Genomic DNA, 25477 nt, shown 5'->3' with positions numbered 1-25477 from the left:
CATTATTCCTCCGTATTTTCAATTTTTTTCATTAATTTTTCTCTTTGACTACGATAACCTAATAAGTATCTACCATCTAATGCTTTATCTGTATAATCCTGCATAATAAATAGTGATGTTATTTTGTCTAATTCTTTTATTAAATAATCATTTTGCAATCTTTGTTGATACGGAAGTAAACTTTCCTGAATAATTTTCCACGTGGTCATTGGATGTGCACTGAATGCCGTCATGTAACGAACCGCATTCGTCGTTCTTTTTTCACCCGTTTTATATAAAACTCGCTCCTCGATTACATCTGCAACTGCCAATAAACGCCCGAACAAATAATTGCGATTTGTTTCTTTCTCATCTAATGCCACACTTTGTTCCTCCTTTTTAAAGTTAAAATGCTTTTTCATTACAGCACAAGCAATGGACAAAGTCTTTTGCCACTCCCAATTTTCCATACTTAGAGGGGTTGAACTCCGTTGCAATAAATTCTGAACAACGTACATAGGAATGTTGTTCCCGTCCACAACACAGGTAAACAGTTCATGAATAGTATTTTTAATCATTTTGTCACTTGCATTCATTCCATGAGTAGCTTCTGCAATATCTTTTAATGAGGGCGCTCCCCAAAATGTATACCGTTGTTTATTTTTACTACCATACGTGTGTTTCCAAAAACAGGTCGTATGCCATTCTTCAAGTCGAGAAAAATACACTTCTTTATCTAGGGATCTGAAGTATAGGACGCCCATTCTCCCTGGAGTTGCCGCATCAAGAATCATCATATGAATTGGCTCATTATAAGCCAACTTCGTTTTATACCCTCTTAAAGCCTGATGAAACAATTGAGAAAACTGTTGATGGGTTGTATCCCTCGAAACCAATATCTCGGCTTCCTGGTCTGTTGCAAAAATGTCAAAACTTGAATCTTCCACTTGAGGAACTTGATCGTTTCCCCAGGTCAAAAAGACACGTCCATCAATTGTATATCCTTGTTTTGCAATCAACCATTTCAATGCATTATGCGCTTTTTGCGAGACTTCATAACTGATCAATGCAACTTGATTTTTATCTGTAAACCGGCCACGATAAGTGAAATTGACACTATCATTTCCAGAAATGATTTTGGCCATATCACCGCCATATCGTATTTTAGAAGGATGATTTTCAGTAATTGGTAACCTTTCCCCCAATACGTAATCCAGACCATTTGCTGGCAGTTGCGTATTATAATATTGAATAAATGAATCAATAATAGGTTGTTGTCCCCATAACGGTTGGCTCCCTTTTCCGGGCTGATAAATAGAAAAGCGGACGAAGGCAGTCGTTTGATCACCAGGCAATACCTGAAACAATAAAGGTTTCTCGCCGAATTCTTCTTCAAGTGCTTTACTCCATTTAAGTATCAGTTTTGATCCTTGTGCAACCATCACCTTTTCTTTGACTAGATCTTCAATAAGACACCCTCTCTTCAAATAAATTAAGACACTTTTCACCCAAGGATGCCCAAACTCTGAATCGCACCAATTTGTTAACTGTTTCATATAGGCTTGATAAGAATTTTCTCTTTTATAAACACCACCAAAATCCTCAAAATCTCCTGCGACATACTGTAATCCATCATGTAATCCGTGGGGGCTAGGCTTATTTGTTCTTCCAGCTGATTGAATCGTCACAGGGATGATCGTTGGTGCATCTTCCTTAGGAATGACCTTAGCGGAGTAGAACTCTCCCATAGGCGTTACGGCAACGTCAATTTGCGCATTTTGATACGCATGAGAGATAGGTAATAAGACAACTTCTTTCCCATAGTTGCTTTTTTGAATACGCCCAACCTGTGATTCATTTTCTTGGTATGTCTGGTAAAGTGTTCCTAACCAACTCATAACTTCTCCTCCTTTTCCAAAGAGGAAAATAATTGCTCTGCTGATTCCATCGAAGAATAAGAAAACGCCTTAGCCTTCATTGGTTTCAATGTACGTACTAGCTGACATTCTTTTGGCGGAATAAAACGAATGATTCCTTTTTCCATAACAGGTCGCCACAAACGAACAGATAATTGGTCTTCTCCTGTTTCATCTGGATACGATAAGCCATGGACCATCGTACCAAAATGAATCTCACTTTCATAATTGTCGTAATATCCTGGTTCTTGTCCATAATCAACCGCTTCCACGTATCCTTGGCATTCGCGTGTTCCTAAGAAAATATCTCTTCTTCCCCCCGCTCTAATTGCCCGCTGCAAAATTTGAAAATGCTTATGCTCATCCCAATCATTTTTCAAGTCTGGTCGGTGAGGATTGAACTCAAAGTGTACCTTCACCTCATAGCAAGGATTTTTTAGATAAGTATAATAGGCCAAATCACTGGCACTACTATCATTGTATTTCATTGGGCGTATTCCTTTTGATTCCATTTGGATGGGATTTATTACTCGAACTTCATCGATAAAATAGATCAATGTCGGTTTCCAATAAATCGATTCTGTGATTCCTTTTAGCGCCTGATACGTTGGAACTTGATAGGTCATTTTCTCTCCCCCCATTTTAGTGGTGGGATCTGTAAATAATCCATAGTCTCCATATACTTTAAAGGTTACTTGATTTTTCCATTTCACATAGATTTCCTCCTCATTTTCAAAAACCCAAAAAACTATCTTTGGATGAAACAAAACTATCTACACCAAACTCATCAGAATAAGCAGGTTCTCTTAAAGCCAGTATTTCACCGTTTAATAACGTGTATACACCTTCTTCTTGTTGAATCTGAGTCAATTGGTAGTCAAAAAGGTTCACCGTATATTGCTGTGCTTCTTTTAAAACTCCAACATACTCCCCGGGCTGAAGTTCGCCATTTAATTGATTAATTAAATCCTTCCCTTCTTCTTTATAGGGGACTAGGACTGAAGTTGTCTGATTATCAATTACATCAAAATTCTCTGCTATTGTTTGCGGACTACTTAAAGAAATCAAAGGCGGCTTGCTACCGGTTGTTCGAAAATAATTATCAAGCGCTTTAGGGTTTCTACCAATCACATCAAAAAGCTGCAATGATTTTTTCATCACGGGATACCCTAACTCTTGTTCAAATATTTGGTAATATCTCTTAAAATACTCTGTTTGAGTTTCATGGGAAAGCAGCTCAGGAAAATATCCTTCCTTTCGCTCCCTGAGCAATTGCATAGTAATTTCTTTTCCTTTTGATATTTCAGGTAGTTTACTTACACGTTCAAAATCGATTGAAGGATTCACTAAATAAACTGTCCCTAGCTTCTTTTCTCCATGACGATTACAACGGCCCGCAGCTTGTGCAATCGAATCTAATCCAACGACAGAACGGATAACTGTTTCAAAGGAAATATCTACTCCAGCTTCGATCAGCTGAGTAGTAATACAAACCATTGGTTCACCATTCTTTAGCCCTGTCTTTATTTTCTTAAGCATATCTTTTCGGTGCGCTGCACACATAGATGTACTTAAATGATACATGACCCTTTCAGGATTTTGTTCTTTTATCCGATGATAGAGAGTGAATACAGCTTTTTTAGTATTTAGAATAACCAGCAGATTGTTTGTTTCTTTCAAAAGCTCTTCGATCAAACGCGCAACTTCTTCTTCATTCCATTCTTCAGGTTTTGTTTTATCTATTACTTCGACTCGTTTGAACTTTTCTTCAACCATTACTAAGTCAGAAATCATTTCACTTTCTTCAGCTTTTTGCAGCTTTCTTCCAACATGTTCCAGTGATGGTTGAGTAGCTGTACACAAGACACTCGTTGTATTGCCAAAGTTTTTCAAAAAATTCAAGCTCTCGTTAAATAAATACGTACATTTAACTGGTACCCCTTGTGCTTCATCAAAAATAAGCACTGCATCCATCAAATTGTGAAATCTGCGAGGATTACGGGTTCCTTTACTATAAATCGTGTTTAAGAATTGAACCATCGTTGTGAAAATAAGTGGCGCATCCCAATTGTCCTTAAATAAAGCTTGCATTCTCTCCTTTTCTTCACTCTCTTCATCCTTTTGAAAACCATCTTGTTCTTTTATGATATTGGAATGATGTTCTAAAATAAGTTTGTCTTCTTTCAGAATTTCTCGCACCGTTGCTGCATTTTGTTCAATAATGGTAGTAAACGGTACAACATAAATAATACGTTTTTTTCCATGTTTGATGGCATGATTTAATGCAAACCGTAAAGAGGCCAAAGTTTTGCCCCCACCTGTTGGAATCGACAGCGTATAAATCCCAGTTTTTCTTTGCGCAAAATTATTGCATAGTTTTGACATTGCATCTCGTAACTGATTAATCGTTGTTTCATTTTTAAAAGAAGCAATTTTTTCTTCGAGTACTTCTTTGTAAGAAGAAAACAGCTGTTGGGTATTAAGATTTAACCGTTTTGTTCCCGTTTCAAATAGCATCGTATTGGTTCTATCTGCATCCAATAAACAGCTATAGACAAATTTCTGTAGAAAAAACAGTTCATTCGGCTTTACAGCATTTTTTCCATCTTTAACAAAAAGTGATTTTAATTCTGCTTTGGCACGTGCTATTTTTATGCGAAAGACTTCTTCTGTCATTACTTCTTGAAAAAATAGTTGCTTCACATCTGCGTAACTAGGAATATCCTCTTTTTGTAACCGAAGTAAAAAATCTGACTTTGCTTCGTTTTCTGGTGAAAGAAAATTAGTCAATCCTTTACCGCGATGATGAGAAATGATTGCATTCGCAATCAGCTCCGCCAAGAGTAGACCAAACACATCATTTTTATTTTCAATGCAAGTTTCATAAATTATTTTCCCACCCGCCGTAGAGTGATCTACACTTCCTCTAACAGCCGACCTATCTCCTGCTATTGCTTTAAAAATATATTCTTGAAATTCTATACTGAATTTGCCAGCGTCATGGAGCAGACCAGCTAAATAGCAAAGATTTTTCAATCCAAGCTTTGCGCCAAACTCACCTGACAATTTTGCAGTTTCTAACAGATGAATGGCTAACGCTTGCTTTTCATCTGTTCCTTTCTTCACGTGAGCAACAAACATTTTCTTCCTCCCTATTTCAAGCAATCTAATATTCGACATTATTTTTAAGAGAAAAGAACCAAACGGTTTTTTCCTTATTTCATTTTTTCTTGCATATATATATGATTTCAAATCTATTTGTTCGAAAGCTCACATAAAAATGAATGAATGCGTTTTCAATAGTAATCCTATTATAGCAAATTGTAAATTATCTATAAACACAATAATTCATCTGTTTCTCCTGTAAGCACATATCAAAACCATAAAAAAACTTTTATTCACTATCCATTACATTATAAGCTCAATAAAAAAAGCCATCAGGGAGATAGTTATCCTCCTGATGACTTGAAATCTTTGCTGTATAAAAATGCTCTTCTGTCAGTAGCTCTTGGCAAACCAACAGCTTGAATGGACTGTTCTATTTCTCTAGCAGCCAATCTGCGATATAAACGATGGGGATACCATCAATTTGTTCGACTTCATAATATCGTCCTGTGACAACGATTTTTTTGTAGTTGTCTTTGATGTTTAGTAAATTGTCTGTTTCATGCGTATTATTAGGCATTTGATAGGCAACCTGAACATAGATCGTTTCATCTAATTTTCGCGCAACAAAATCGATTTCTTTCTGTTCCAATTTGCCAATATCCACACTATACCCGCGGCGTAGCAGTTCGATATAAACAATATTCTCTAAACGGTTGCTGTAGTTCCCATCTTTTCTCCCCACGGCATTTCTTCTAAGACCGGTATCCACGATAAAATATTTGCCATTCGTCCTAAGATATTCACGCCCACGTATATCATACTGTTTCGCACGATAAAATAAGTACCCGCTCTCCAATAGATCTAAATACCTATTTACTGTATGACTGGTTGTTTCAATTCCTTTACTTTTTAGGGTGTTGACGATTTTATTCGTATTCACGAGTTGTCCAACATTGTCCGCTAAAAAACGGATCACTGATTTCAACACAGCTGGATCTTTGATACCTGCTCTTAGGGCGACATCGTTCAGAACAATCGTATCAAAAATACCAGAAAGAATCGTATCTTTGATTCCTTCTTCCGCAATCACAACACTTGGAAAACCACCATACTTTTCATACTCTTCATATGCTGTATCGACTTTTCGTGAATCAGGGTGAATCTCTTTAACAGCCAAGAACTCTTGGAAGGACAAAGGATACATAGGAATTTCAATATATAGACCACTCAAAAGTGTTGCCAGTTCACCTGAAAGCATCTTCGCATTTGAACCTGTAATGACAATATCGCTATTAAAGCTCACCCGAACACCATTGATCACTCGCTGCCAACCATCGACTACTTGCACTTCATCTAGCAACAAATAAATTTTTTCCCCATCTTTAGGCAATTTCTCATGAAACTTCTCCCAGAGCTTTTCCTCTGTCGTAATCGTTTGGTACTCAAAACTCTCAAAGTTCATGTAGATAATATGATCATCGGAAATGTTCTCTTGTTTCAGGTATTCCTTATACAAAAGTAGCAATACCGATTTGCCCGAACGCCGAACACCTGTAATCACCTTAATAAAATCTGTGTCTTTAAAATCAATTAACCGTTGAAGATATGCTGGTCGTTGAAACAACTGGTTTCGCCCCATTTCTAAACTTCAATTTTTATTGCATTTTATCATTTTTTAAAGTTAACTTCAAATTTGATCACTTTTTCGAAGTTTATGAAGTTTGGTACTAAAATATTTGATAGTAATGTCTAACCGAAATAAGTCAGAATAGACTTCTTTCCTCCATTCTGACTTTTTCGTTCTTTCATTACTTGGGCTATTTTAACTGTAACGATTTACCTATCCATTTCTCATTGATGTTACTTTCTACACGCCCAAACAAAAAAAAGCCAGAAACGCCTTCAAATAGGCATTTCTAGCTTAATCAATCCCCCACAGACCCTTCTATTAATGATTGGAATTTCAGTCATCATCAAATTAGCTCAAGGTCGTTTTTTTGTAAATTACTATGTGTTATAGAAGCAATGAATATCAGGGAAATCCAACGGTATGGCATTTACTGTGGCATTCATTTTTTTAACCCTTTGAGGAGCTGTTTCAGGAATCAAACTATCATCGGTAAATTAGAGACAAGATTTCTAATACATCTATCTTGAAGCAACTGTATATCAAGCTCATTGTCCGCATCAACCGCATGAGCAATTCTTGCACTATAGTAACAGAACCACTCAAAATCTTCATCATTAAGCTCAGCAATCATATCAGAAAGTAATTTAGTCAAAAACTTTTCACTTATTTTGTTCATATTTAACAGCGAATCCTTAACCATAAATCCAAATTCATCTGAAAAAATAGGAGTGCTCTCTTTTGCTAAATAAATTGCTTGAAAACAAATAAAAAAAGGATTAATCATTCCCACAAATTTATTCAAATTACCAAAAAGCTTTTCTCGTACCCACGTCTTAGAATAAGTGGATTCTAAAAAATCATTGCAGTAATAATTCAGAACTTGATCAAAACTAAACTCTTTTTTGAACATGTATTCCTGAATAATCTTGTTCGTTAGATATATACCATTTTCTCGAGCATAGTGAATAAATAAATTTTCTATCAATTCTGCTTCATACGAAGTGAGCCGATCTAATACGATCCTTCTATCCAAGCCCTTCTGTTTTTTAAAGTGACTATGGTACTCATTTCTTTGTTCTATGTCTTTCCTTGGACCAGTGCCTTTGCCTACGTAATAAAAATTAGAACCATCAACCGAATAATCCAAATATACGTAATACCTTCTTCGATCTGTCACATTAAAAACTAACGTTTCGCTCAGCATCTCCAACCTAGAGTTTACACTTGAAAAACTCATAGCAGTTTATCCCCCTTCTAATTATCAAAACAAAAAAGCAGACATTATAGCCACCTTTATTTTACTATGTTTCTATATTCCCAAACAATTTAAACAAAGAAAATTAATTATATAATCTTTCTTAGAACTACTATATAGTAAAATTTTTTTATGACTTGATATGGTGTCAGATGGACGTCTGATTCCGGATAATAGGGCGTCAAAAGGAGGCTACGTAACATAAAGAGGGGGTGTCAAAAAGGTGACGTGCCCCCAAAAAAGTTAGACCAACAATCTACCTTTGGAGTGGAGTTGTCAAGAAAAACTGGACTCTTAGTTAATAGAATAAGTGGAATTTTTTTCAAAGTCTTTAAGAAATTGATAGCCCAGAGCAGAGTGTATGCGTTTTGTGTTATAGTAAGTTTCAATATATTTAAATATCTCCATTTGAGTCTGATCAATATCTCTAAAATGAGCGTCATTGATCAGCTCTCTTTTTATCGTTTTGTAAAAGATTCCATTAAGGAACTATCATAAAGGTTTCCTTTTCGGCTCATATTAGAGCGTGCATCTTTTTTTCCTTAACACCTATTGGAATTTAGTACTTGTGTATTGTGAGCCTTGATCAGTGTGAATAATCAACCCTGGTCCAGGCTGCTCTTTTCCAAATGCTTGAAGAAAAGAATCCACAACTAATTGATCTTTCATTCTAGGTGACATAGACCACCCAACAATTTTTCTCGTACAGACATCAATAAATACAGATAAATAAAGCGTTCCTTCTTTCAGAGGGATGTAGGTAATGTCTTCTAACCAAATTTTATTTTTTACTGTTGCCTTAAACGTTTGATTAACAAGATTGGGTTGTGAGAGTGGCATTGATTTCCGATTATAATACTTGTATTTATAGGTACTGCCTTTAGCATAAAGACCAAGTTGATGACGAAGCTTTCCTACACGTTTTCGATTAACAAGAATACCTTTTTTATTTAATACTTCTGTTATTCGTATCGCTCCATACCTTTCATGGTGTTCCTGAAAAATAGTAGCAATTTCTTCTTTCAAGAGTTCATTCTCTTTTTTTCTTTTGGATGGTTTTCTTTTAAGGAACACATAAAAACCAGCTTTTGAAACGTTCAATGTCTGGCAAGCCCTCTGGATATTCAACTCATTTTTGTGTTCTTTTAAGAACTGAAACCTTACTTCTTGTTTGGCTTCAAGAAGACCTGGAACTTTTTTAATAAGTCTTATTCCTCTCTTAGGTAACGATTTTCTTGTTCGAGTTTCTTTATTTCATAATGGGCATCAAAAAGTGCGCTCCCTTTTCCAGGAAACGCACTTTCTCCATATTTTTCAACTTCTTGAACCTCGCGATACAAGCTATTAGCGTGAATTTCTAGCTGTATGCTAACTTCTTTAACAGAAAATCCTTCTTCCGTTCAGTTTTACAGTGGCAATTTTAAATGCTTTATCAAATGAACGTCTTGGCATACTCTAGATCCTCGCTTTCCCTTAAGCTTTTGTCAAGTTTTTATAACAACTCCAGAGGTCGCTATTTTCATGGCAAAGTATAGTTTTGAGTTAAAGCTAAAAAATGGTGTTATTTGCCAGAAGAAACTATATTTAGATCCTTTTATGGATCTATATAACAATGAAATCCTTTCATACCGAGTGTCAGAAAGACCTAATGCAGTCGCTGTAGCACTTACAAAAACACTTATATTCCTATTTTCAAGCAAAATAAAAAAACTAGAACCCTTATATATCAAGGTTTCTAGCTTAAAAATAGGTTTTACCCCACACTGTCTTCCTGCAAAGGGATAGTGTTTTCTACAAATTCTAACAGCTTCTGAATGTTGTTAGATCAACATCGGCTGTTTTGAGCGATGCCATGAAATTCTGATAATTTTTCGTGATTGGTCCTAGTTTGGGTATCAGTTTTTTTATAAAAGAATTAGAAACTACTTCTACCATCATATCTATGAAATCCTGATTCAAATTTTTCAGGATGCCCTATCCACTGATATCCTTCCAAACTATATAACCATTCAACAAAATTATCAATAAATTTTTGATTATTATGATCATGTATATTTCGGTAACCTCTTCCAACATTTTTTAAAGTACTTAATGATTCCGGAATCTCAATTGCATCTTTTCCAAAGTACCAAAATTTTTTTGAGATTAGAACTTTTTCACCTCGGGTATCTCGTTCCAAATTTAGAAGATTTTCCTTTCCATTTTCTAAACTATGATGAGAATCGACTTGAATTATATAACCATTTTCATCAGTATAGTATATATTATCACCGTACTTTAGTTGTGTGCTTCCATTCATCACTGGTTTTTTATTTTGAAATCGAATATCGTTCCAGTAATCATCAAAAGTCAATATTTCTTCAACTTGCATAGCATATATCATTTTCCCTTTGTAAATACTTTCTTTTCTAGAAGAACCCATGCCAACTATCCAATCTCCAACATTTGCATGTTTCCTAAGGGTAGGCTTACACGTAGCCAAAGTACAAAAACCATGGAATGGATTTGGCGCGAATCCATAATCTCTGGTTACAACATAATACGATAATTTCATTCATTTTCCCCCTCGTATTAGCAACTTGATCTATCAATATTGTATTTAGGAAAAGGTTCTCCAGTTGAAGTTTCCCAAATAGGGGTAGATCCGTTAATAGCTTCTCCTGCTTTATCCATTCCAACTGCAGCATACCCGAAATTTTTACTGCTATCTGGTAATGAACCTGCTTCATCCAAGTATATGAAAAAAACTTTTTTACCTAACATACTTGCTTTTTCTATGCACCAATCAATCCATTTAACTTCAGCAGTATTTTCCCCTATTAAGACCACAACAAGATCAGACCATTTTGCATTTTTTTCAATAACTTTTTTCATTTGATCTGAAATATTACCGTTTGAAGAGAATAGTCTATAGACTTCATCACTGTTACGAAAAGTATGTTCAACGCCTAAAGTCCTTGGCAACTGATTGATACCTTTTCTATCATCTCTGCTATATGCTACAAAAATTTTATTTCCCATCTTCTCTTATCTCCTTTTTTTCTTGGCTCCAATTTCCCCAAAGTTTTACATACAATTCATTTGAGCAATTAGATAAAATGTGCTCACATATTTCACTATATCCAAGTTTATCAGCTACATACGAACTTATAATGCGCATCATATTACAGTATCCTTCTTCTGGTTGATTTAGCTCAGAAAGTTCTAGTAACTTTTCCTTACTTAGATTTTTTTGAGTAAGAAGTTTCATATTATCAAAAATTTGTGAAATTAATTTATCTGATTTTTCTTTTGTTACTCTTAAGTCATCTGTATTTTTCACATGTAGAGGAATCTGTGCACCAACTTTTTCTTTATCTCTATCATACAAATGTAAACTATCACTAAAGTGACAATATGATCCAATTTCCAAGTCTAACCATCCAGCCATTATTTCTTGAATAATTGTAAACTGGACAAAATTATATGGTAATCCAAGTAAGAGATCATTGCTTCTCATAATCTGAGTCCACTCCAACTTTCCATTTCTCACCTTTAATAGGGAACAGACATTACACGGGATATCCTCAGCCCTGGGTTGTCCATCAGAATCTGGGAAGTCTCTATTAGGGTTCCATATAGAAATTACGATTTGTCTGCTTTCTGGATTATTTTTTAGTGCCTCATACGCACTATTCAACTGATCAAAACCATAGGATTTCCTAATTCTTTCGCCATATGCTCCATAATAAGTATCTCCCATACCAGCGTACTGTTTCAACGCAGGATTCCAATAATTAATAACCTTTGAATCATTGCTACCAGCCAGTATCCAAATCACTTCTGCTAAAGCAAATCCAATGCTTATTGCAGGTACTCGACTAGATACCCATCTTTGTTTCGGATTATCAACTTGCATGATTACATGTAAAAGTTCAGCTGTCTCACCAGTACGACTTTTCACACTATTATGAGTCTCTTTCAATTCTTTTTCTGCTTGAATCCACACATCATCTACCGTCTTCCCTTGATAAGAATTCACCGATCTATCCTCTCCCTTTTTATACTTTCATTAATCCCCCATTTAGGTGGAAAAAAGTATTCAATATTTTCTCTATTACTAGCTCTAAAAATTTGTTTAATACGAGTATTTTTCCCATGGTTATATTCTGGATGTTTCACTCGAGTATATTTATCAGTTTCACAAAATATATTCTGACAATCAATCAATTGTAATTTTCGTCCCCATAAATTTGAAAAATCAAGGTTTAACCTACTTATTTCTTTTTCCTGTTTATCTGCCATCCACTTAATGACATCTTCATAGGTATAATTACCTCGAGACTCGAAACACTTGTCAATACCTCTCTTGGCGCCCGGTCCTGCAATCACGAAAGACATCTCATCAAAATCACAAATTGGACTATAATTTATATCAATTGCTAGTTGAAAAGCAAGAAAGCTTCCCAAAGTAGGGTAGTTCAACAGTAAATGATACAACTCTTCCAAAGAATTACATTCTTTGATTTTATTTAACAAATTATCCTTTAACATATATTCTAATAATTTAAGGTTATTTTGATGTTTTTTAGAATGGTTAAAAGAACTAACTCCCGATGGCATAATATATGCTGCGGAGTATATTTTCTTATTTTGTTCCAATTCATCCAGTAAAATTTTATTATAGACGTCATATGAATATGTTTTGTATGAAACTTTACTTAATTTTCCTTCTAAAGTTTCCCAAGTTTCAATCTTATTGAACAATTTAAATAGCAATATTCTAAACAAAATATCCTCTTCATCATGTGCCTGTCCAGTTTGATATATAACACTTCTAATTAGATACTGACTTACTCTATCTGAAGCTCTATACACGTTGGTAAATTTGTATTTACTCAAGATATAATCCTGTGACCAAGGAAAGTTTTCATTGTTAAATCGAGCAAAAAAAATCTTTTGCCTTTCTGCAGTAAATTTCCAATATTCTGAGTAGATTGGTGATTTAATTAAAGTAGAAGATGTATGAATTTTTTTAATGGCCTTACTTTTTTGAGGAGCAATATCACCAAAGAGATCCATCTGTAACCCTTTACAATTTTTCGAAATCTCATTCACAATTTTATTCGAAGTCTGAATTATCGTAGAATCATTACTTATATTATGAACCAAATATTCTTGGGAGTTACTTACAATTTTTCTATATTCATCTATTAATCGTTTCTTTTCATGGGTAATAACTTGTTCAGACGGCTTCCTCTCCAAATAGAATACCTTGTTTATGTGTATATTCTCCCAATATTTAAGCTCTGGGATTAATAAGTTATTTAATTCTTCTTTGTCAATCCCAGAAACTACACCATAGCAAAAGGTCGACCACCAAAATCTGTCCAATAAAATTAATTTTCCATTCTTCAAATCTGGAATAAGTTTCTTTTGAAGTAACTCAATATGAGCAGCAATGTGTAAAATTTGTAAGCTGATAGGATTGAGCTCCTCTTTAAAATACTTGCCTTGTTCATGATGTATATCGTAGACAAGTCCACCTAAAGTCCCCTCTTCTTTGCCAGGAAAACTGTATTTAGAAATATCATAGCCCTTTAGCTCTAGCTTCTCTGAAACTTTATCCATTACTGTTGACTTACCAACGTTGTCAATTCCTTCAAAAATATAAATTTGACCAACATTTTCATTCAAAATAGTTACCCCTTCTTCAATACTAACTTCATTTTTAAATAGTCATTCCTTTATTTTACTTCAAATCCATTTTTACTCCAGCGCTAGCAGAATTTGCTAAATAGCCTTTTTCTATACCATAATTTTTTTATAATCTCATTTAACAAAAAACACCATATTTCCTATATATCTCGCTTTAAATAGCTTCTCTATTGACAAAGCATAATATAACCTCCTTAGTGAGCTTTTTCACTTATGATACCATACTTTTTTAGTCACATTGTCCATTTTCCAGCGTTTCGAATAAAAATCGCGGAACATTTTCAATAATTTCAAAAAATACATTTTCTTGTAGAAAAGTAAAAAAACTCTTCATTCAAAAAAAATGAGAGCAAAAGACTATTTATCAATGGTAATATTATCAATATCCGTATCTAGTTGATCAAATTGAAGTGATGCTAAATCTTTTGTTCTGAAGGCTATAGACCATCCCAGAGGCTCAATAGAAAAATATTTATCGGTACTTTCCATAAACTAGGGGCGCTCGTACTAATGTCGGAGCCGTAATTTCATAAGTTACCTCGTTTTGCACTGTGCGCATTTGATATCCTTTGTTGGAGATTGCCTCATTGATTGTCTCATCATTACATAATTGTCCCCAATCGTATACAAATATCCTTCCACATTATATAATCCTGTATAACTAGAATCAGGGTAACACACTTCATAAACAATAAATGAAAACTCTTCCTTCTCCGTCTGATTTCCTGATAAATTAGTGATAATATTGAAGTAAATCCATTTCTCATTGGAGTTACTTTTGGTGTTACTTTCTACACGTCTAAACAAAAAAGCCAGAAACACCTTCAAATAGGCATTTCTAGCTTAATCAATTCTATTACCCCACAGACCCTTCCATCTCATAACTAATCAACCGGTTCAACTCAACCGCGTATTCCATCGGCAGTTCTTTCGTGAATGGTTCGACGAAGCCCATGACGATCATTTCGGTTGCTTCTCCTTCTGATAAGCCGCGGCTCATCAGATAGTACAGTTGTTCTTCTGAGATTTTGGAGACTTTTGCTTCGTGTTCTAAGGACACTTGGCTGTTGTGGATTTCATTGAATGGAATGGTATCGGATTTCGATAGGTCATCCATGATGATGGTATCACATTCGATATGCGAGATGGAGCCTGTGCTCTTCTTGCCGAAGGTAACTTGTCCGCGATAGTTCACTGCGCCGCCGTCTTTTGAAATGGATTTTGAGACGATCGAGCTGGAGGTGTTTGGTGCGTTGTGGATCATTTTGGCACCAGTATCTTGGACTTGGTTGGCTCCTGCAAAAGCGATCGACAACATGGTGCCGCGGGCGCCTTTGCCGTCTAGATAGACACTTGGGTATTTCATGGTGGTTTTGGCCCCTAGGTTGCCATCGATCCATTCTACGGTGGCGCCTTCTAAGGCTTTGGCCCGTTTGGTCACAAGGTTGTAGACATTGTCAGACCAGTTTTGGATCGTGGTGTAGCGGCAGTAGGCATCTTTTAAGGTAAAGATTTCTACGATGGCAGCATGCAAACTATTGGTTGAATAGGTTGGTGCGGTACAGCCTTCGACGTAATGGACGCTGGCGCCTTCATCAACAACAATCAATGTTCGTTCAAATTGACCAGTATTTTCAGCATTGATCCGGAAATAGGTTTGCAATGGCACATCTACCCGTACGCCTTTTGGTACATAGATAAAGGTACCGCCAGACCACACTGCTGAGTTTAGTGCTGCCAATTTATTATCCGTTGGTGGGACAAGTTTGGCAAAGTATTGCTTGAAGATTTCAGGATATTCTTTCAAGGCTGAATCCGTATCGGTAAAGATGATGCCTAACTTCTCAAACTCATCTTTCATATTGTGATAAACCACTTCTGATTCGTACTGTGCAGAGGCACCGGCTAGATAAGCACGTTCGGCTTCGGGGATCCCAATACGTTCAAAGGTTTCTTTGATTTTCTCTGGGACATCATCCCAATCCCGTGCAGGACGGTCACTTGATTTTTGGTAATATTTGATGGCATCGAAATCGATGTCAGATAGGTCAGGACCCCAGTTTTGCATCGGCATTTTATTGAATGCTTCTAATGACTTCAAGCGGAAGTCCAGCATCCATTCTGGTTCTTCTTTGACCCGTGAGATTTCACGGACGATGTCTTCGGTCAAGCCTTTCCCAGTACTAAACACTGGTTGTACGTCATCGTGGAAGCCAAATTTATATTCTTCTAATTCAGGTACACCCATGATTCTCACTCCTTTGATTTGTGACTAGGTGATTGTTCTGGTCTATTCGTCTAGTGATTGGCTCGTGTCATTGGTGTCGTTTGGATGGTGCAATTGACCGGCAGTTGCTTGCCCTTTATCATTTTTGATGGCTTTTTCCAATGCTTTCCATGCCAAGGTCGCACACTTGATCCGTGCAGGAAATTTGGCTACGCCGCCTAACATAGACGCATCGCCTAGGCGATCGCTTTCTGCGACTTCGTGTCCTTGCACCAGTTCAGAGAACAACTGAGACAATTCGCCTGCTTCGGTCAGTGTCTTGCCAATGACCGCATCACCCATCATTGAAGCGCTAGCGGTGCTGATGGAGCAGCCTTCACCTGTAAAGGCGAGATCTTTGATGGTCTCTCCGTCAACCGCCAGTTCCAAGTGGATCACATCCCCGCAGGTCGGGTTGTTCAATTCGACTTTATATGTAGATGCTCCTAGTGTTCCTCGATGATGGGGATGACTGGAATGATCTAAAATGACTTGTCGATATAAATTATCTAATCGTGTCAGTGCCATGTTGAAAAAACTCCTTCGTTAGCTTGATGGCGTCAACCAAGCGATCGGCGTCCTCTCTTGTATTATACAGGTAAAAGCTCGCCCGTGCAGTTGCCGGCACTTGCAAGTACTGCAAGAGTGGTTGGGCACAATGGTGACCCGCTCTTACAGCAATGCCTTCCATGTCTAAAGCAGTTGCGACATCGTGGGGATGGATGCCGTCAATATTAAAGGCAATCACACCGGTACGTTTTGCTGCTTCTTGCGGGCCGTAAATCGTCAATCCATCAATGGCTTGCAATTTGGGCAACACATAGGCAACAATAGCCGCTTCGTGCTGATGGATTTCATCTAAGCCTATTTCTTGCAAGTAATCCACCGCTGCACCTAAACCAATCGCGCCAGCGATATTCGGTGTGCCTGCTTCAAATTTCCAAGGCAACTCTTTCCACGTGCTGTCTTGCAAGTGGACGAAATCAATCATTTCGCCGCCAAACTCGACGGGCTCCATTTGATCAAGCCATACACGTTTGCCGTATAAGACACCTATTCCCGTAGGCCCACACATCTTATGTCCCGAAAAAGCATAGAAATCGCAATCCAGTGCTTGGACATCTACCGCCATATGGGGGACGGCTTGGGCACCATCGACGACCATCACTGCTTGGTTGGCATGTGCCAAAGCGGTTAGTTCAGCGATTGGGTTGATCACGCCTAGAACATTCGAGACATGGGCAATCGAGACGATCGCTGTTTTTTCAGTGATTTGTTTTTTGGCATCTGCCATATCCAGTGTGCCTTCTGGTGTCAATTGAATATATTTTAAAGTCGCCTGTTTGCGTTTGGCCAATTGCTGCCATGGGATGATGTTGGAGTGATGTTCCATATAGGAAATCACGATCTCATCTCCTTCATGCACAAATTGATCCCCAAAACTACGGGCGACCCAATTCAAACCGGTGGTTGTCCCTCTTGTAAAAAGGACTTCTGCCGTTTCTTTGGCATGGATAAATTGACGGACCTTTTCTCTGGCTGCTTCATAAGACTGCGTTGCCCGTTCTGCTAAGGTATGCACCCCGCGGTGGACATTGGCATTGTCTTGATGATAATAAGCGGTCACTGCAGCCAAAACAGCTTCTGGTTTTTGCGTAGTTGCCGCATTGTCTAAATAAACCAAGGGTTCATCATTGACGATTTGATCCAAGATGGGAAACGCGCGTTTCACTTTATGGCTATCGATCATGCAAGCAACTTCCCTTCAATAACGTCCACTAGTTCTTGTTGGACTTCTTTGACTGGAATAGCTGTCAGCACCGAACCTAGGAACCCGCGAATCACCAAGCGCTCTGCATCTTCTTTACGCAAACCACGACTCATCAAATAGTACATTTCTTCAGGGTCGACCCGTCCAACACTCGCAGCATGTCCTGCTGTGACTTCATGTTCATCGATCAAAAGAATCGGATTGGCATCACCACGGGCTTGGTCAGACAGCATCAAGACACGACTTTCTTGTTGTGCATCGGCGCCTTTCGCTCCTTTTAGGATGTGGCCGATCCCGTTGAAAGTCAAGACACCCCGTTCACGAATGACCCCATGTTGCAAGATATGCCCAATAGAATGCGGCGCCTTATTGGTCACACGGGTATCGATCCCTTGGGTTTGACGGCCAGCACTGATGGCGACAGCTTTGACTTCAGAGTGGGCACCTTCGCCGACTAGGTCAGAATCGAAGTCTGCCACAACATCACCATCGTTCATCACGCCAATCGCCCAATCCACCATTGCATCCCGCAAGACATAACCGCGACGATTCATGTAGGTCGTGATATTGACACCTAATTGATCGATCGCTGAAAACTTGACTTTCGCCCCTGCTTTAGCAATGACTTCTACGACGATATTGCCAGATATTTTTTTGGCTTGATCGCCTTTGGTTTGGAATCGTTCCAGGTAGCTGAATTCACTATGTTCATCAGCGACAATCAAGACATGTTTGAAGAAATGTGCTTGGCTATTGCCGTTATGATAGAAAATCGCTTCTAATGGTTCTTCGATCACTACATTCTTAGGTACATAGAGAAACAACCCGCTATTCATAAAAGCGGCATGAGCTGCCGTCATTTTGTCTTCATCGAATGCAACAGCTTTCGACATATAGTATTGGTTGACCAATTCAGGCACTTCTTGCATGGCTGTGAATAAATCGGTAAAAATGACGCCTTGATCAACCAAATGTTGCGGCAATTGTTCAAAAACAGTCGCTTGGTCATACTGAACGACCGTTGGATGGCTGTCCATCGCATCAAATGCCGGTACAGCGCCTAAGCCGTCTGCTTCATTGCCAGCAGTCGGATCGATGATACCACCAAAGGCAGTCTCACCTGCAAGTGTTGCTTCATCGATACTAAATAATGGCCAACGTTCATAACGGACCCGCTCAATTTTTGGAAATGGCAAGTCATCGACTTTTGCCAATGCTGCTTGCCGCATCTCCAACATCCATTCAGGTTCTTCTTTCAATGCAGAAAAAACGTTGACTTGTTCAAGATAATCATGTAATTTTGCCATTTACCTTGCCCCCTTACGCTTCTTCTTCTTTGTAGTCGATCCCTAATTCTTTACTGATCCCTGCGTAGCCTTCTGCTTCTAAACGTTTGGCCAAATCAGCAGAACCTGTCATCACGACACGGCCTTCCATCATGATATGCACCACATCAGGCGTGATATAGTTTAACAAACGTTGGTAATGGGTGATGATCAGCGCGCCAAATCCCTCACCACGCATTTCATTGACCCCTTTTGCAACCACTTTCAAGGCATCGATATCCAATCCAGAATCGATCTCATCCAAAATCGCAAATGTTGGTTCTAACATCAACAATTGCAAAATTTCATTCCGTTTCTTTTCACCACCAGAGAATCCTTCGTTCAAATAACGCTCTGCCATTTCTTCAGGCATGTTCAAGAGATCCATTTTTTGGTCTAATTTTTTCAAGAAATCCATGACAGATATTTTGTCATCTTCCTCACGTTTGGCATTGATGGCTGCTCTCATGAATTCAGCATTGGTGATACCAGGAATTTCACTTGGGTATTGCATCGCTAAGAATAAGCCTAGGCGCGCCCGCTCGTCGACTTCCATCTCTAGTACATTTTCACCGTCGAACAATATTTCTCCTTCAGTTACTTCATAGTTGGGGTTCCCCATGATGGCAGCAGATAAAGTTGATTTCCCTGTTCCGTTTGGTCCCATGATGGCATGGATCTCACCCGTTTTCAGTACTAAGTCAACGCCTTTTAAAATCTTTTTGTCTTCGATTTGAACGTGTAGATTTTTGATCTCTAAAACTGACATTCTATTCCCTCCAGTATCTTTTCTTTCTCACTATTCTAGACTAGTTGAGAATGAACTTCAAACGCTATTCTCGTCTTTGGTCATTTTATTCGAATCTTTACATTAGAATTATTATAAACTATTACCCAGTAATTTAAAAGTCTTGGATTTATTTCCACGGTTACACAAACAAATAAAAAAACATAAGTGATACCGCGTTTTCTGCAGATCACTTATGTTTTTGACTGTTTTAAAATGTGGTCTCTACACCAGTCACCCTTTTATAGAGGGTATCCATGAGTTGCGCGTCAGATTTACGGCCACGATTTGAAAGTAAAATCACGCTTTCTTGATTGTTTTTGCTGAACAACCCATAGGATTCAAATCCTCCCTTGCCGCCATGGGCACGATCATAGTTTCCTTTGTCATAAAAGCCCGCAGCATATGTACTGCCAGAAACGGGTGTCCATAATTGCGCCAACTGTTGTTTGTTGAGTAGTTTTTCATGCAGCAAGCAATCGAAATACCGATATAAATCGCCTACAGACATATAGACATTGCCAGTACCGATCTCGGAAGCAAGCGCCGCGTAACTCAGCGTATTTTCTTTCTCATAAGGATCCTCTGCACCTTCTGTTTTATAATTGGCCGTAGGTATCTTCTCTTTGAGATACGTTGTGAACAGTTGTGTTTGGCTGAATCCCTGTTGTTTGATGAAATAATCTGAAAACAAAGATGCATAGGACTGACCCGTAGCTTTGGTCAAGATACCTGCCAAAAGATTGTAATTGATTGGACTATAGTGAAAGACTCCTTGACTCTGCGCCATGACAGTGTGGGCAGCATCCCATTCCAATATATCTGTATCTGTACTGAGATTGCTAGGGTTCTCAGTCAATTCCAATCCTGAGGCCATTTGCAGCATTTGTTGCAGCGTGATATTGTCCGCGTTCGGTATGTCAGGGTAGTACTTTGCCAATGTGTCAGACAAGGACAATCGACCTTCTGCCGCAGCACGCATGACCAATACACCTGTCATGCCTTTTTGGATAGAGCCAATATTGAATAAGGTATCTGGTTGATTGAGCAGATCTTTGGCTTTGTTTGCATAGCCATATCCTTTATGGAGGATAATCTGCCCATCTTTTACAATCAGCGCACTCCCGATAAAGCCGCTATCACGCAACACCGTATCTAAGGCAGCTCCCGTATCGGTCACTGTGACTTGGTTACGCGTCAAATAACGATAATCTGCTGCTGTAAGACTATTTTTTTCACTTATGTTGTCGGCGGTATTTTGCGTTTCACTTGTTTGCTGTTGATGACGATGCATTGATGACTCGCTTGACGTATCGACCGAAGAGCTGCTCGCCTTTGATGTCACAGCAGGCAATAAAAATAAGTACGACAACATAGCCAACCCGCCGATGATCACTATGATATCTAGCGTGATCAAAACGCTTGATAAACGTGATGGTTTTTTACTATGCTTGCCCATTGTACCGATCTGCCTCCGTTTCCTAGACCTGACTATTTATTCTTGCGGGTCTTGTTCCTGCCAATCTTTGGACAAGAACTGGTTATTGATTTTATATCTCGGCGTATGCGTTGGTCCTGTCAGAAATGTCTTGATTTGCTCATCTGCAGTGAGCCAGCCTTGCCACCCCAAATGGATCGTATCTTCCATAAAGTAATCGACATTGCCTTGATCAGACAAATCATCGATCGATGTGAATCCTTGACTGTCCAATTGGTGTCGGATTTTTTTATCAAATCCCCTCAAAACTGATTGAGGCAATCCAGTGTAGTCCATCCATTTTTGGTTGATTGGCGGAATAATGAATAAGACATCTACGTTATTTTCAGCAAAGGCATTCAAAACCAACTGGAAATCACTGTATTCTGGGCCATAGCGATACTCCCAATTTGATTGTGACTGTTTCATTTTGTTGATCTTGTTTTTGAGATGCGCATTATAGAAACTGTTTTTAATGCCAAATCTATTGTTGCTTGTTTCTTGTTGCCCTTGTTCGTTGGCTAATGCGTGCAATTCGTGCCTATTGTCCGTTTCAGGCAAACGTGCTGCCGCGTGCTCAATCTTATCTTGCAAGTTATACTGCAGACCAATCCCGCTGAACAAATCATCTTCTCGTGTCAACAATGTCAATTGCAGGTTCATTTGTGTCACTTGCCATGCAGTCGGCAAATGTCCGGCACAAACTTCTTTCAGAGAAGATGCCGTTAGCGTATCCTCTGCTACTTTGCGAAAGGACAGCAAACGATCGGCATAATATTTGTCCGTGTCGGACACATGTTCCATAGACGTCAACCATCTGTATACATGTTGTTTTGAATAATGGTGGTTAAAGTAGTCCTCTTTGATCCCTTTTGGCACGAACCATTGCGGTGATACAACGAAGATTGTTTTTTTACCAGCCAACTCTTTGGCCATTGATTGAATGATGCTATATTGCGTCAATGACTGGGTCCCTGCTGCACCCAACAAAAACGGTGTGTAGCCGCGTTTGTATTTCTGTGCTAACACAGATGGATGAAAGGAACTGATTCGGTTTAATTCTGATGAGCCGAAGAAAGCCACATATTTACCTGATGCTATGGCTTCATTTTTGATCATATCTCCTTGAAAAACCGCATCGGTCATGGCAGTCGATGCTTGTTCAAGTGTTGCCGGCTGATGGTTATTGATTTTCCAAGGGCCGAAAAACAGCCCTGCCAAAAGCACAAGTGCACAGATGATTGGCCCAAAAATGATGCCTAATCGCCGTTTGATCATAGGGTTTCTAACGCAGCCACTTTCGCCATGATTTTCGCTGGAGTGGCCCATTCAGTACGATCGAATTCTGAAACTGGGAATTGGATCCCCAATTGTCCTTCTAATTCGACTAATAATTGTACTGCGCCTAAAGAATCCAATAAGCCTTCATCAAATAAATCTATATCTACGTTCTCTCTTACTTCATCACTACCTGTGATATCTGTTAAAATTGCGGTAACTGCTTCATTTGTATGCATGTTGTTACACTCCTTTTAGTCATATTATTTACACCATAGTTGCGCCAATATCCCAGAGAAAATCAAGAAACTGAAACAAACGGCATGAAAAGTGATCCCTATCGAAAGGGCCTTCGTCCATCGATTTGATGGCAGTGGATGCGCTCGTTTCTTTTTCCAACGGATCCACGCATCATTGATACATATCAAGCTTGCATGATAGACGCCATATAATAAGTAATACCATGTCAGGCCATGCCAAACCCCCATTAATAGGAAGAGGGCAAAATAGCCGACATTTGAGGCGATGATACGACTTTTAAACACTTTCTTTTTGATCAATGTGAACATCAGCCGCATATAGACATAATCTCTAAACCAGAACGACAAACTCATATGCCATCGATTCCAAAATTCTTTGATATTTGGGGATAGGAATGGTTTGTTAAAGTTGGCCGGTGTGTCATAGCCCATAAAATTGCTGATGGCAATTGCAAATAGGCTGTATCCGGCAAAGTCAAAGAATAAGTATAAACTGTACACATACATATACCCCAACATTCCCCATGAAAAGAACCCATGATCGACTGCCTCGCGGGTAACGATTGGCAACAATACTTGTCCGAAAAAGTATCCTAGGATAAATTTATACAATAACCCTAGCATAAGTTGACTGACACCTTTTTCTAAAAAACCGAGATAAGTTTCTTTAGTCGGCGGATGCAGCAAGTCTTTTTCAAATCGTCGATACCGATCAATCGGTCCTGAAGAAATAGTTGGAAAGAAAAGCAAGAATTGAATATAACGCCAAGGGTGATATGTTTTGATCATCCCGTCGCGCATTTCCATGATCAGCTGAACCGACTTGAACGTCAGATAAGAGATACCTAAGAAGTTCATAAAAGAACCATGCCCTATCATTAACGGTGTCACTTTCACGAACGTCAGCGGTAAGATAGCCAGACCGACAGCTGCATAAAAAAGACCACTACTATTTTGCCTTTGCTGCAGCTTGTGATACCCATAAACTAAGAAGGTTTGAAAGAATACATAGCCCGCCAATGCAGCACCCTGCTGCCATAACTCGCCCCCGAAACTAACATAAAGCACTGCGAGGGTCACTACGATTTGATACCACTGCCAACGCACACCTTTGAACAGCAAGAGTAAGATCATCGGTGTCATCGCCAGCAGCAACCATAAAAAATACCCCGGATTTGCATAAGGAATCATATGGGGGATCATCATGATGGATTCACCTCATGGATCAATGACTTGCGATCGATTTTGCCATTGGCTGTTTGTGGCAAATGCGGCACGTAGATCATTTTTTGCGGAATCATATACGACATCAATCTTTGACTGACCGATGTTTTAATCGCTTTGGACAATTGATATTCTTTCTCGAATGTATTATCTGCAGGTACCACGTAAGCAATCAATTGCTCGACTTTGTTTTCTTTGTATTTCGGTACAACAACTGCTTCTTTGACCCATGGACTTTCGGACAAATGGTGATCGATTTCTTCCAATTCCATGCGATAACCATGGAACTTGATCTGAAAGTCTAAGCGTCCTTCGTACAGTAACAGCCCATCTTCAGTCAATTGACCGCGATCGCCTGTGCGGTAGGCAGGTCGCCCATCGATCGTTACAAATGCTGTTGCGGTCTTCTCAGGGTTGTTGAGATATCCTTTGGATACACTTGGCCCGCTGATCACGATTTCCCCTAACTGCCCCGCCTGTCGCACTTGGTCATCTTCCATGATCGTCACAACTGTATCCTCTTTGATATAGCCAATGGGTACGCGAGGATACGCATGTAACAGCTGTTCAGTGATTTCCACACGAGAAATGGCTACGGTCGCCTCTGTAGGACCATAGGTGTTAAACACTTTGGCATGAGGGAAACGGGACAATAAAGCCTGTGCTGTTTTTTTAGGTAATTCTTCCCCACAAAATAAGAAATGGGACAATCCTGACAAATGGGATTGATCGAAATGCGGTTCCATCAAACAGATATTCACAAACGAGGGCGTAGAGACCCAAACATTGATCGGCAATGTTGGCAACACTTGAAATAGCTGTTTGAAATCATTGACTACGGCTTTCTTTAACGGAACCAAACATCCGCCTGAAGTCAATGCAGGGTATAGCCCCATTACAGAAAGATCAAAAGAATAGGGTGCTTGGGCCAAGTAGGTCATTCCTGTTTTCAGACCAAAATCTGACAGTTCCCAATTCACGAAACTCAATAGATTGCTATGGCTGATCTGCACCCCTTTTGGGACTCCTGTTGTTCCTGAAGTAAAGATAATATAATACGTATCTTCGTCTGATCGTGTGACATTTTGCCAACGCTCGATGGGCATCTGATAGATTGTGTGCAATTGCTGCACATCGACGCGCTTGACATCCGCTTGTGATTCTTGCCAATCGCCGATCGTAACCACCATCTCAGGTCGTGCAACGGAAAGAATCAAATCAATTCGTTCCTGTGGTGTAGTGGTTTCGATCGGAATATACGCCCGGCCGGATTTAGATGCCGCCAAAAAGGCCACCAGCATATCAAATTCCAATTCACCAAAGACAACGATGGGCCGATCGGTTGTTAGGTTTTCATCAAAAAAATGGGCCAACTGATTGGCACGATACACCAATTGACTATACGTATAGACTTGATTTGGTTCTCGGTATACTTCTCTGTCAGGCTCTTTTTCAGCCCACATATCAATAGCCTCAATTATTGCGTTCACTTTCATCGCGCTTC

At 38.9% G+C, this 25477-nt stretch carries 20 protein-coding genes and 1 pseudogene; 1 reads left to right on the top strand and 20 read right to left on the bottom strand.

Annotation, left to right across the window (positions count from 1 at the left end; all coding sequences use genetic code 11):
- Nucleotides 1-2: 2 nt before the first annotated feature.
- The 6 genes and pseudogenes from cas8c to IGI41_RS02345 form a co-directional block, all read right to left on the bottom strand.
- On the bottom strand, nucleotides 3-1877 hold the full coding sequence (cas8c, locus tag IGI41_RS02370; RefSeq protein ID WP_430611096.1) for a type I-C CRISPR-associated protein Cas8c/Csd1: 1875 nt from the start codon (nucleotides 1875-1877) through the stop codon (nucleotides 3-5).
- Nucleotides 1874-2608, bottom strand: coding sequence for a type I-C CRISPR-associated protein Cas5c (cas5c, locus tag IGI41_RS02365; protein ID WP_430611095.1), 735 nt, complete (start codon nucleotides 2606-2608; stop codon nucleotides 1874-1876). Before cas5c ends, cas8c begins: the two co-directional genes overlap by 4 nt.
- Nucleotides 2609-2627: 19 nt before the next feature.
- On the bottom strand, nucleotides 2628-5036 hold the full coding sequence (gene cas3, locus IGI41_RS02360) for a CRISPR-associated helicase Cas3' (RefSeq protein ID WP_430611094.1): 2409 nt from the start codon (nucleotides 5034-5036) through the stop codon (nucleotides 2628-2630).
- A gap of 397 nt (nucleotides 5037-5433) precedes the next feature.
- The gene (locus tag IGI41_RS02355; protein WP_430611092.1) at nucleotides 5434-6642 is read right to left on the bottom strand and encodes an ATP-binding protein; all 1209 of its coding nucleotides are present in this window, start codon (nucleotides 6640-6642) and stop codon (nucleotides 5434-5436) included.
- Nucleotides 6643-7108: 466 nt separating this feature from the next.
- Nucleotides 7109-7870, bottom strand: a complete 762-nt coding sequence (locus IGI41_RS02350; RefSeq protein WP_430611090.1) for a hypothetical protein — start codon at nucleotides 7868-7870, stop codon at nucleotides 7109-7111.
- A 312-nt stretch (nucleotides 7871-8182) separates the two neighbouring features.
- Nucleotides 8183-9340 (bottom strand): annotated as a pseudogene (locus tag IGI41_RS02345) (IS3 family transposase).
- Nucleotides 9341-9409: 69 nt separating this feature from the next.
- Between IGI41_RS02345 and IGI41_RS02340 the strand changes: the two are divergent.
- Nucleotides 9410-9673 carry a hypothetical protein gene (locus IGI41_RS02340; RefSeq protein WP_430611088.1) on the top strand — a complete coding sequence of 88 codons (264 nt, stop codon included), beginning with the start codon at nucleotides 9410-9412 and terminating at the stop codon, nucleotides 9671-9673.
- 130 nt (nucleotides 9674-9803) lie between these two features.
- On the opposite strand, the gene IGI41_RS02335 is transcribed toward IGI41_RS02340, so the two are convergent.
- From IGI41_RS02335 to dltA, 14 genes are all read right to left on the bottom strand, one after another.
- Nucleotides 9804-10442: a hypothetical protein gene (locus IGI41_RS02335; protein ID WP_430611087.1), complete on the bottom strand. Its 639-nt coding sequence runs from the start codon at nucleotides 10440-10442 to the stop codon at nucleotides 9804-9806.
- Nucleotides 10443-10459: 17 nt separating this feature from the next.
- Complete coding sequence (locus tag IGI41_RS02330; RefSeq protein WP_430611086.1) at nucleotides 10460-10909, bottom strand: TIR domain-containing protein; 450 nt, start codon at nucleotides 10907-10909, stop codon at nucleotides 10460-10462.
- Complete coding sequence (locus IGI41_RS02325; protein ID WP_430611085.1) at nucleotides 10899-11909, bottom strand: thymidylate synthase; 1011 nt, start codon at nucleotides 11907-11909, stop codon at nucleotides 10899-10901. Before IGI41_RS02325 ends, IGI41_RS02330 begins: the two co-directional genes overlap by 11 nt.
- Nucleotides 11906-13564: a nucleotide kinase domain-containing protein gene (locus IGI41_RS02320; RefSeq protein ID WP_430611083.1), complete on the bottom strand. Its 1659-nt coding sequence runs from the start codon at nucleotides 13562-13564 to the stop codon at nucleotides 11906-11908. Before IGI41_RS02320 ends, IGI41_RS02325 begins: the two co-directional genes overlap by 4 nt.
- A gap of 877 nt (nucleotides 13565-14441) precedes the next feature.
- Nucleotides 14442-15833, bottom strand: a complete 1392-nt coding sequence (sufB, locus tag IGI41_RS02315) for a Fe-S cluster assembly protein SufB (RefSeq protein ID WP_430611082.1) — start codon at nucleotides 15831-15833, stop codon at nucleotides 14442-14444.
- Nucleotides 15834-15875: 42 nt separating this feature from the next.
- Nucleotides 15876-16379, bottom strand: coding sequence for a Fe-S cluster assembly sulfur transfer protein SufU (gene sufU, locus IGI41_RS02310; RefSeq protein ID WP_430611081.1), 504 nt, complete (start codon nucleotides 16377-16379; stop codon nucleotides 15876-15878).
- Complete coding sequence (locus IGI41_RS02305) at nucleotides 16357-17601, bottom strand: cysteine desulfurase (protein WP_430611079.1); 1245 nt, start codon at nucleotides 17599-17601, stop codon at nucleotides 16357-16359. The genes sufU and IGI41_RS02305 overlap by 23 nt, the downstream gene beginning before the upstream one ends.
- The gene (sufD, locus tag IGI41_RS02300) at nucleotides 17598-18929 is read right to left on the bottom strand and encodes a Fe-S cluster assembly protein SufD (RefSeq protein WP_430611078.1); all 1332 of its coding nucleotides are present in this window, start codon (nucleotides 18927-18929) and stop codon (nucleotides 17598-17600) included. The genes IGI41_RS02305 and sufD overlap by 4 nt, the downstream gene beginning before the upstream one ends.
- Nucleotides 18930-18942: 13 nt before the next feature.
- The gene (sufC, locus tag IGI41_RS02295) at nucleotides 18943-19716 is read right to left on the bottom strand and encodes a Fe-S cluster assembly ATPase SufC (protein WP_086273498.1); all 774 of its coding nucleotides are present in this window, start codon (nucleotides 19714-19716) and stop codon (nucleotides 18943-18945) included.
- 229 nt (nucleotides 19717-19945) lie between these two features.
- A complete protein-coding gene (locus IGI41_RS02290) occupies nucleotides 19946-21193 on the bottom strand; it encodes a serine hydrolase domain-containing protein (protein WP_430611077.1) in 1248 nt (415 codons plus the stop codon).
- A gap of 36 nt (nucleotides 21194-21229) precedes the next feature.
- Entirely contained in the window at nucleotides 21230-22489 is a 1260-nt protein-coding gene (gene dltD / locus IGI41_RS02285; RefSeq protein ID WP_430611075.1) for a D-alanyl-lipoteichoic acid biosynthesis protein DltD, read from the bottom strand.
- The gene (gene dltC, locus IGI41_RS02280; protein WP_430611073.1) at nucleotides 22486-22728 is read right to left on the bottom strand and encodes a D-alanine--poly(phosphoribitol) ligase subunit DltC; all 243 of its coding nucleotides are present in this window, start codon (nucleotides 22726-22728) and stop codon (nucleotides 22486-22488) included. Before dltC ends, dltD begins: the two co-directional genes overlap by 4 nt.
- A 24-nt stretch (nucleotides 22729-22752) precedes the next feature.
- Nucleotides 22753-23955 carry a D-alanyl-lipoteichoic acid biosynthesis protein DltB gene (gene dltB / locus IGI41_RS02275; protein ID WP_430611071.1) on the bottom strand — a complete coding sequence of 401 codons (1203 nt, stop codon included), beginning with the start codon at nucleotides 23953-23955 and terminating at the stop codon, nucleotides 22753-22755.
- Nucleotides 23952-25469 carry a D-alanine--poly(phosphoribitol) ligase subunit DltA gene (dltA, locus tag IGI41_RS02270; RefSeq protein ID WP_430611070.1) on the bottom strand — a complete coding sequence of 506 codons (1518 nt, stop codon included), beginning with the start codon at nucleotides 25467-25469 and terminating at the stop codon, nucleotides 23952-23954. The genes dltB and dltA overlap by 4 nt, the downstream gene beginning before the upstream one ends.
- Between the last annotated feature and the right edge of the window lie 8 nt (nucleotides 25470-25477).

Origin of the sequence: Enterococcus sp. DIV0876 (genome assembly GCF_050529585.1) — a bacterium.
Classification (GTDB): domain Bacteria; phylum Bacillota; class Bacilli; order Lactobacillales; family Enterococcaceae; genus Enterococcus_D.
This window is presented reverse-complemented; position numbering and strand designations above follow the sequence as displayed.

Excerpts from the sequence above, each read along its gene's own strand:
- sufC (WP_086273498.1), bottom strand. The coding sequence starts at position 19,716 with ATGTCAGTTTTAGAGATCAAAAATCTACACGTTCAAATCGAAGACAAA.
- IGI41_RS02350 (WP_430611090.1), bottom strand. The coding sequence starts at position 7,870 with ATGAGTTTTTCAAGTGTAAACTCTAGGTTGGAGATGCTGAGCGAAACG.
- dltB (WP_430611071.1), bottom strand. The coding sequence starts at position 23,955 with ATGATGATCCCCCATATGATTCCTTATGCAAATCCGGGGTATTTTTTA.
- IGI41_RS02330 (WP_430611086.1), bottom strand. The coding sequence starts at position 10,909 with ATGGGAAATAAAATTTTTGTAGCATATAGCAGAGATGATAGAAAAGGT.
- IGI41_RS02335 (WP_430611087.1), bottom strand. The coding sequence starts at position 10,442 with ATGAAATTATCGTATTATGTTGTAACCAGAGATTATGGATTCGCGCCA.
- dltC (WP_430611073.1), bottom strand. The coding sequence starts at position 22,728 with ATGCATACAAATGAAGCAGTTACCGCAATTTTAACAGATATCACAGGT.
- cas8c (WP_430611096.1), bottom strand. The coding sequence starts at position 1,877 with ATGAGTTGGTTAGGAACACTTTACCAGACATACCAAGAAAATGAATCA.
- IGI41_RS02290 (WP_430611077.1), bottom strand. The coding sequence starts at position 21,193 with ATGGGCAAGCATAGTAAAAAACCATCACGTTTATCAAGCGTTTTGATC.
- cas3 (WP_430611094.1), bottom strand. The coding sequence starts at position 5,036 with ATGTTTGTTGCTCACGTGAAGAAAGGAACAGATGAAAAGCAAGCGTTA.
- dltA (WP_430611070.1), bottom strand. The coding sequence starts at position 25,469 with ATGAAAGTGAACGCAATAATTGAGGCTATTGATATGTGGGCTGAAAAA.
- IGI41_RS02340 (WP_430611088.1), top strand. The coding sequence starts at position 9,410 with ATGGCAAAGTATAGTTTTGAGTTAAAGCTAAAAAATGGTGTTATTTGC.
- IGI41_RS02305 (WP_430611079.1), bottom strand. The coding sequence starts at position 17,601 with ATGATCGATAGCCATAAAGTGAAACGCGCGTTTCCCATCTTGGATCAA.
- dltD (WP_430611075.1), bottom strand. The coding sequence starts at position 22,489 with ATGATCAAACGGCGATTAGGCATCATTTTTGGGCCAATCATCTGTGCA.
- sufB (WP_430611082.1), bottom strand. The coding sequence starts at position 15,833 with ATGGGTGTACCTGAATTAGAAGAATATAAATTTGGCTTCCACGATGAC.
- IGI41_RS02355 (WP_430611092.1), bottom strand. The coding sequence starts at position 6,642 with ATGGGGCGAAACCAGTTGTTTCAACGACCAGCATATCTTCAACGGTTA.
- sufU (WP_430611081.1), bottom strand. The coding sequence starts at position 16,379 with ATGGCACTGACACGATTAGATAATTTATATCGACAAGTCATTTTAGAT.
- sufD (WP_430611078.1), bottom strand. The coding sequence starts at position 18,929 with ATGGCAAAATTACATGATTATCTTGAACAAGTCAACGTTTTTTCTGCA.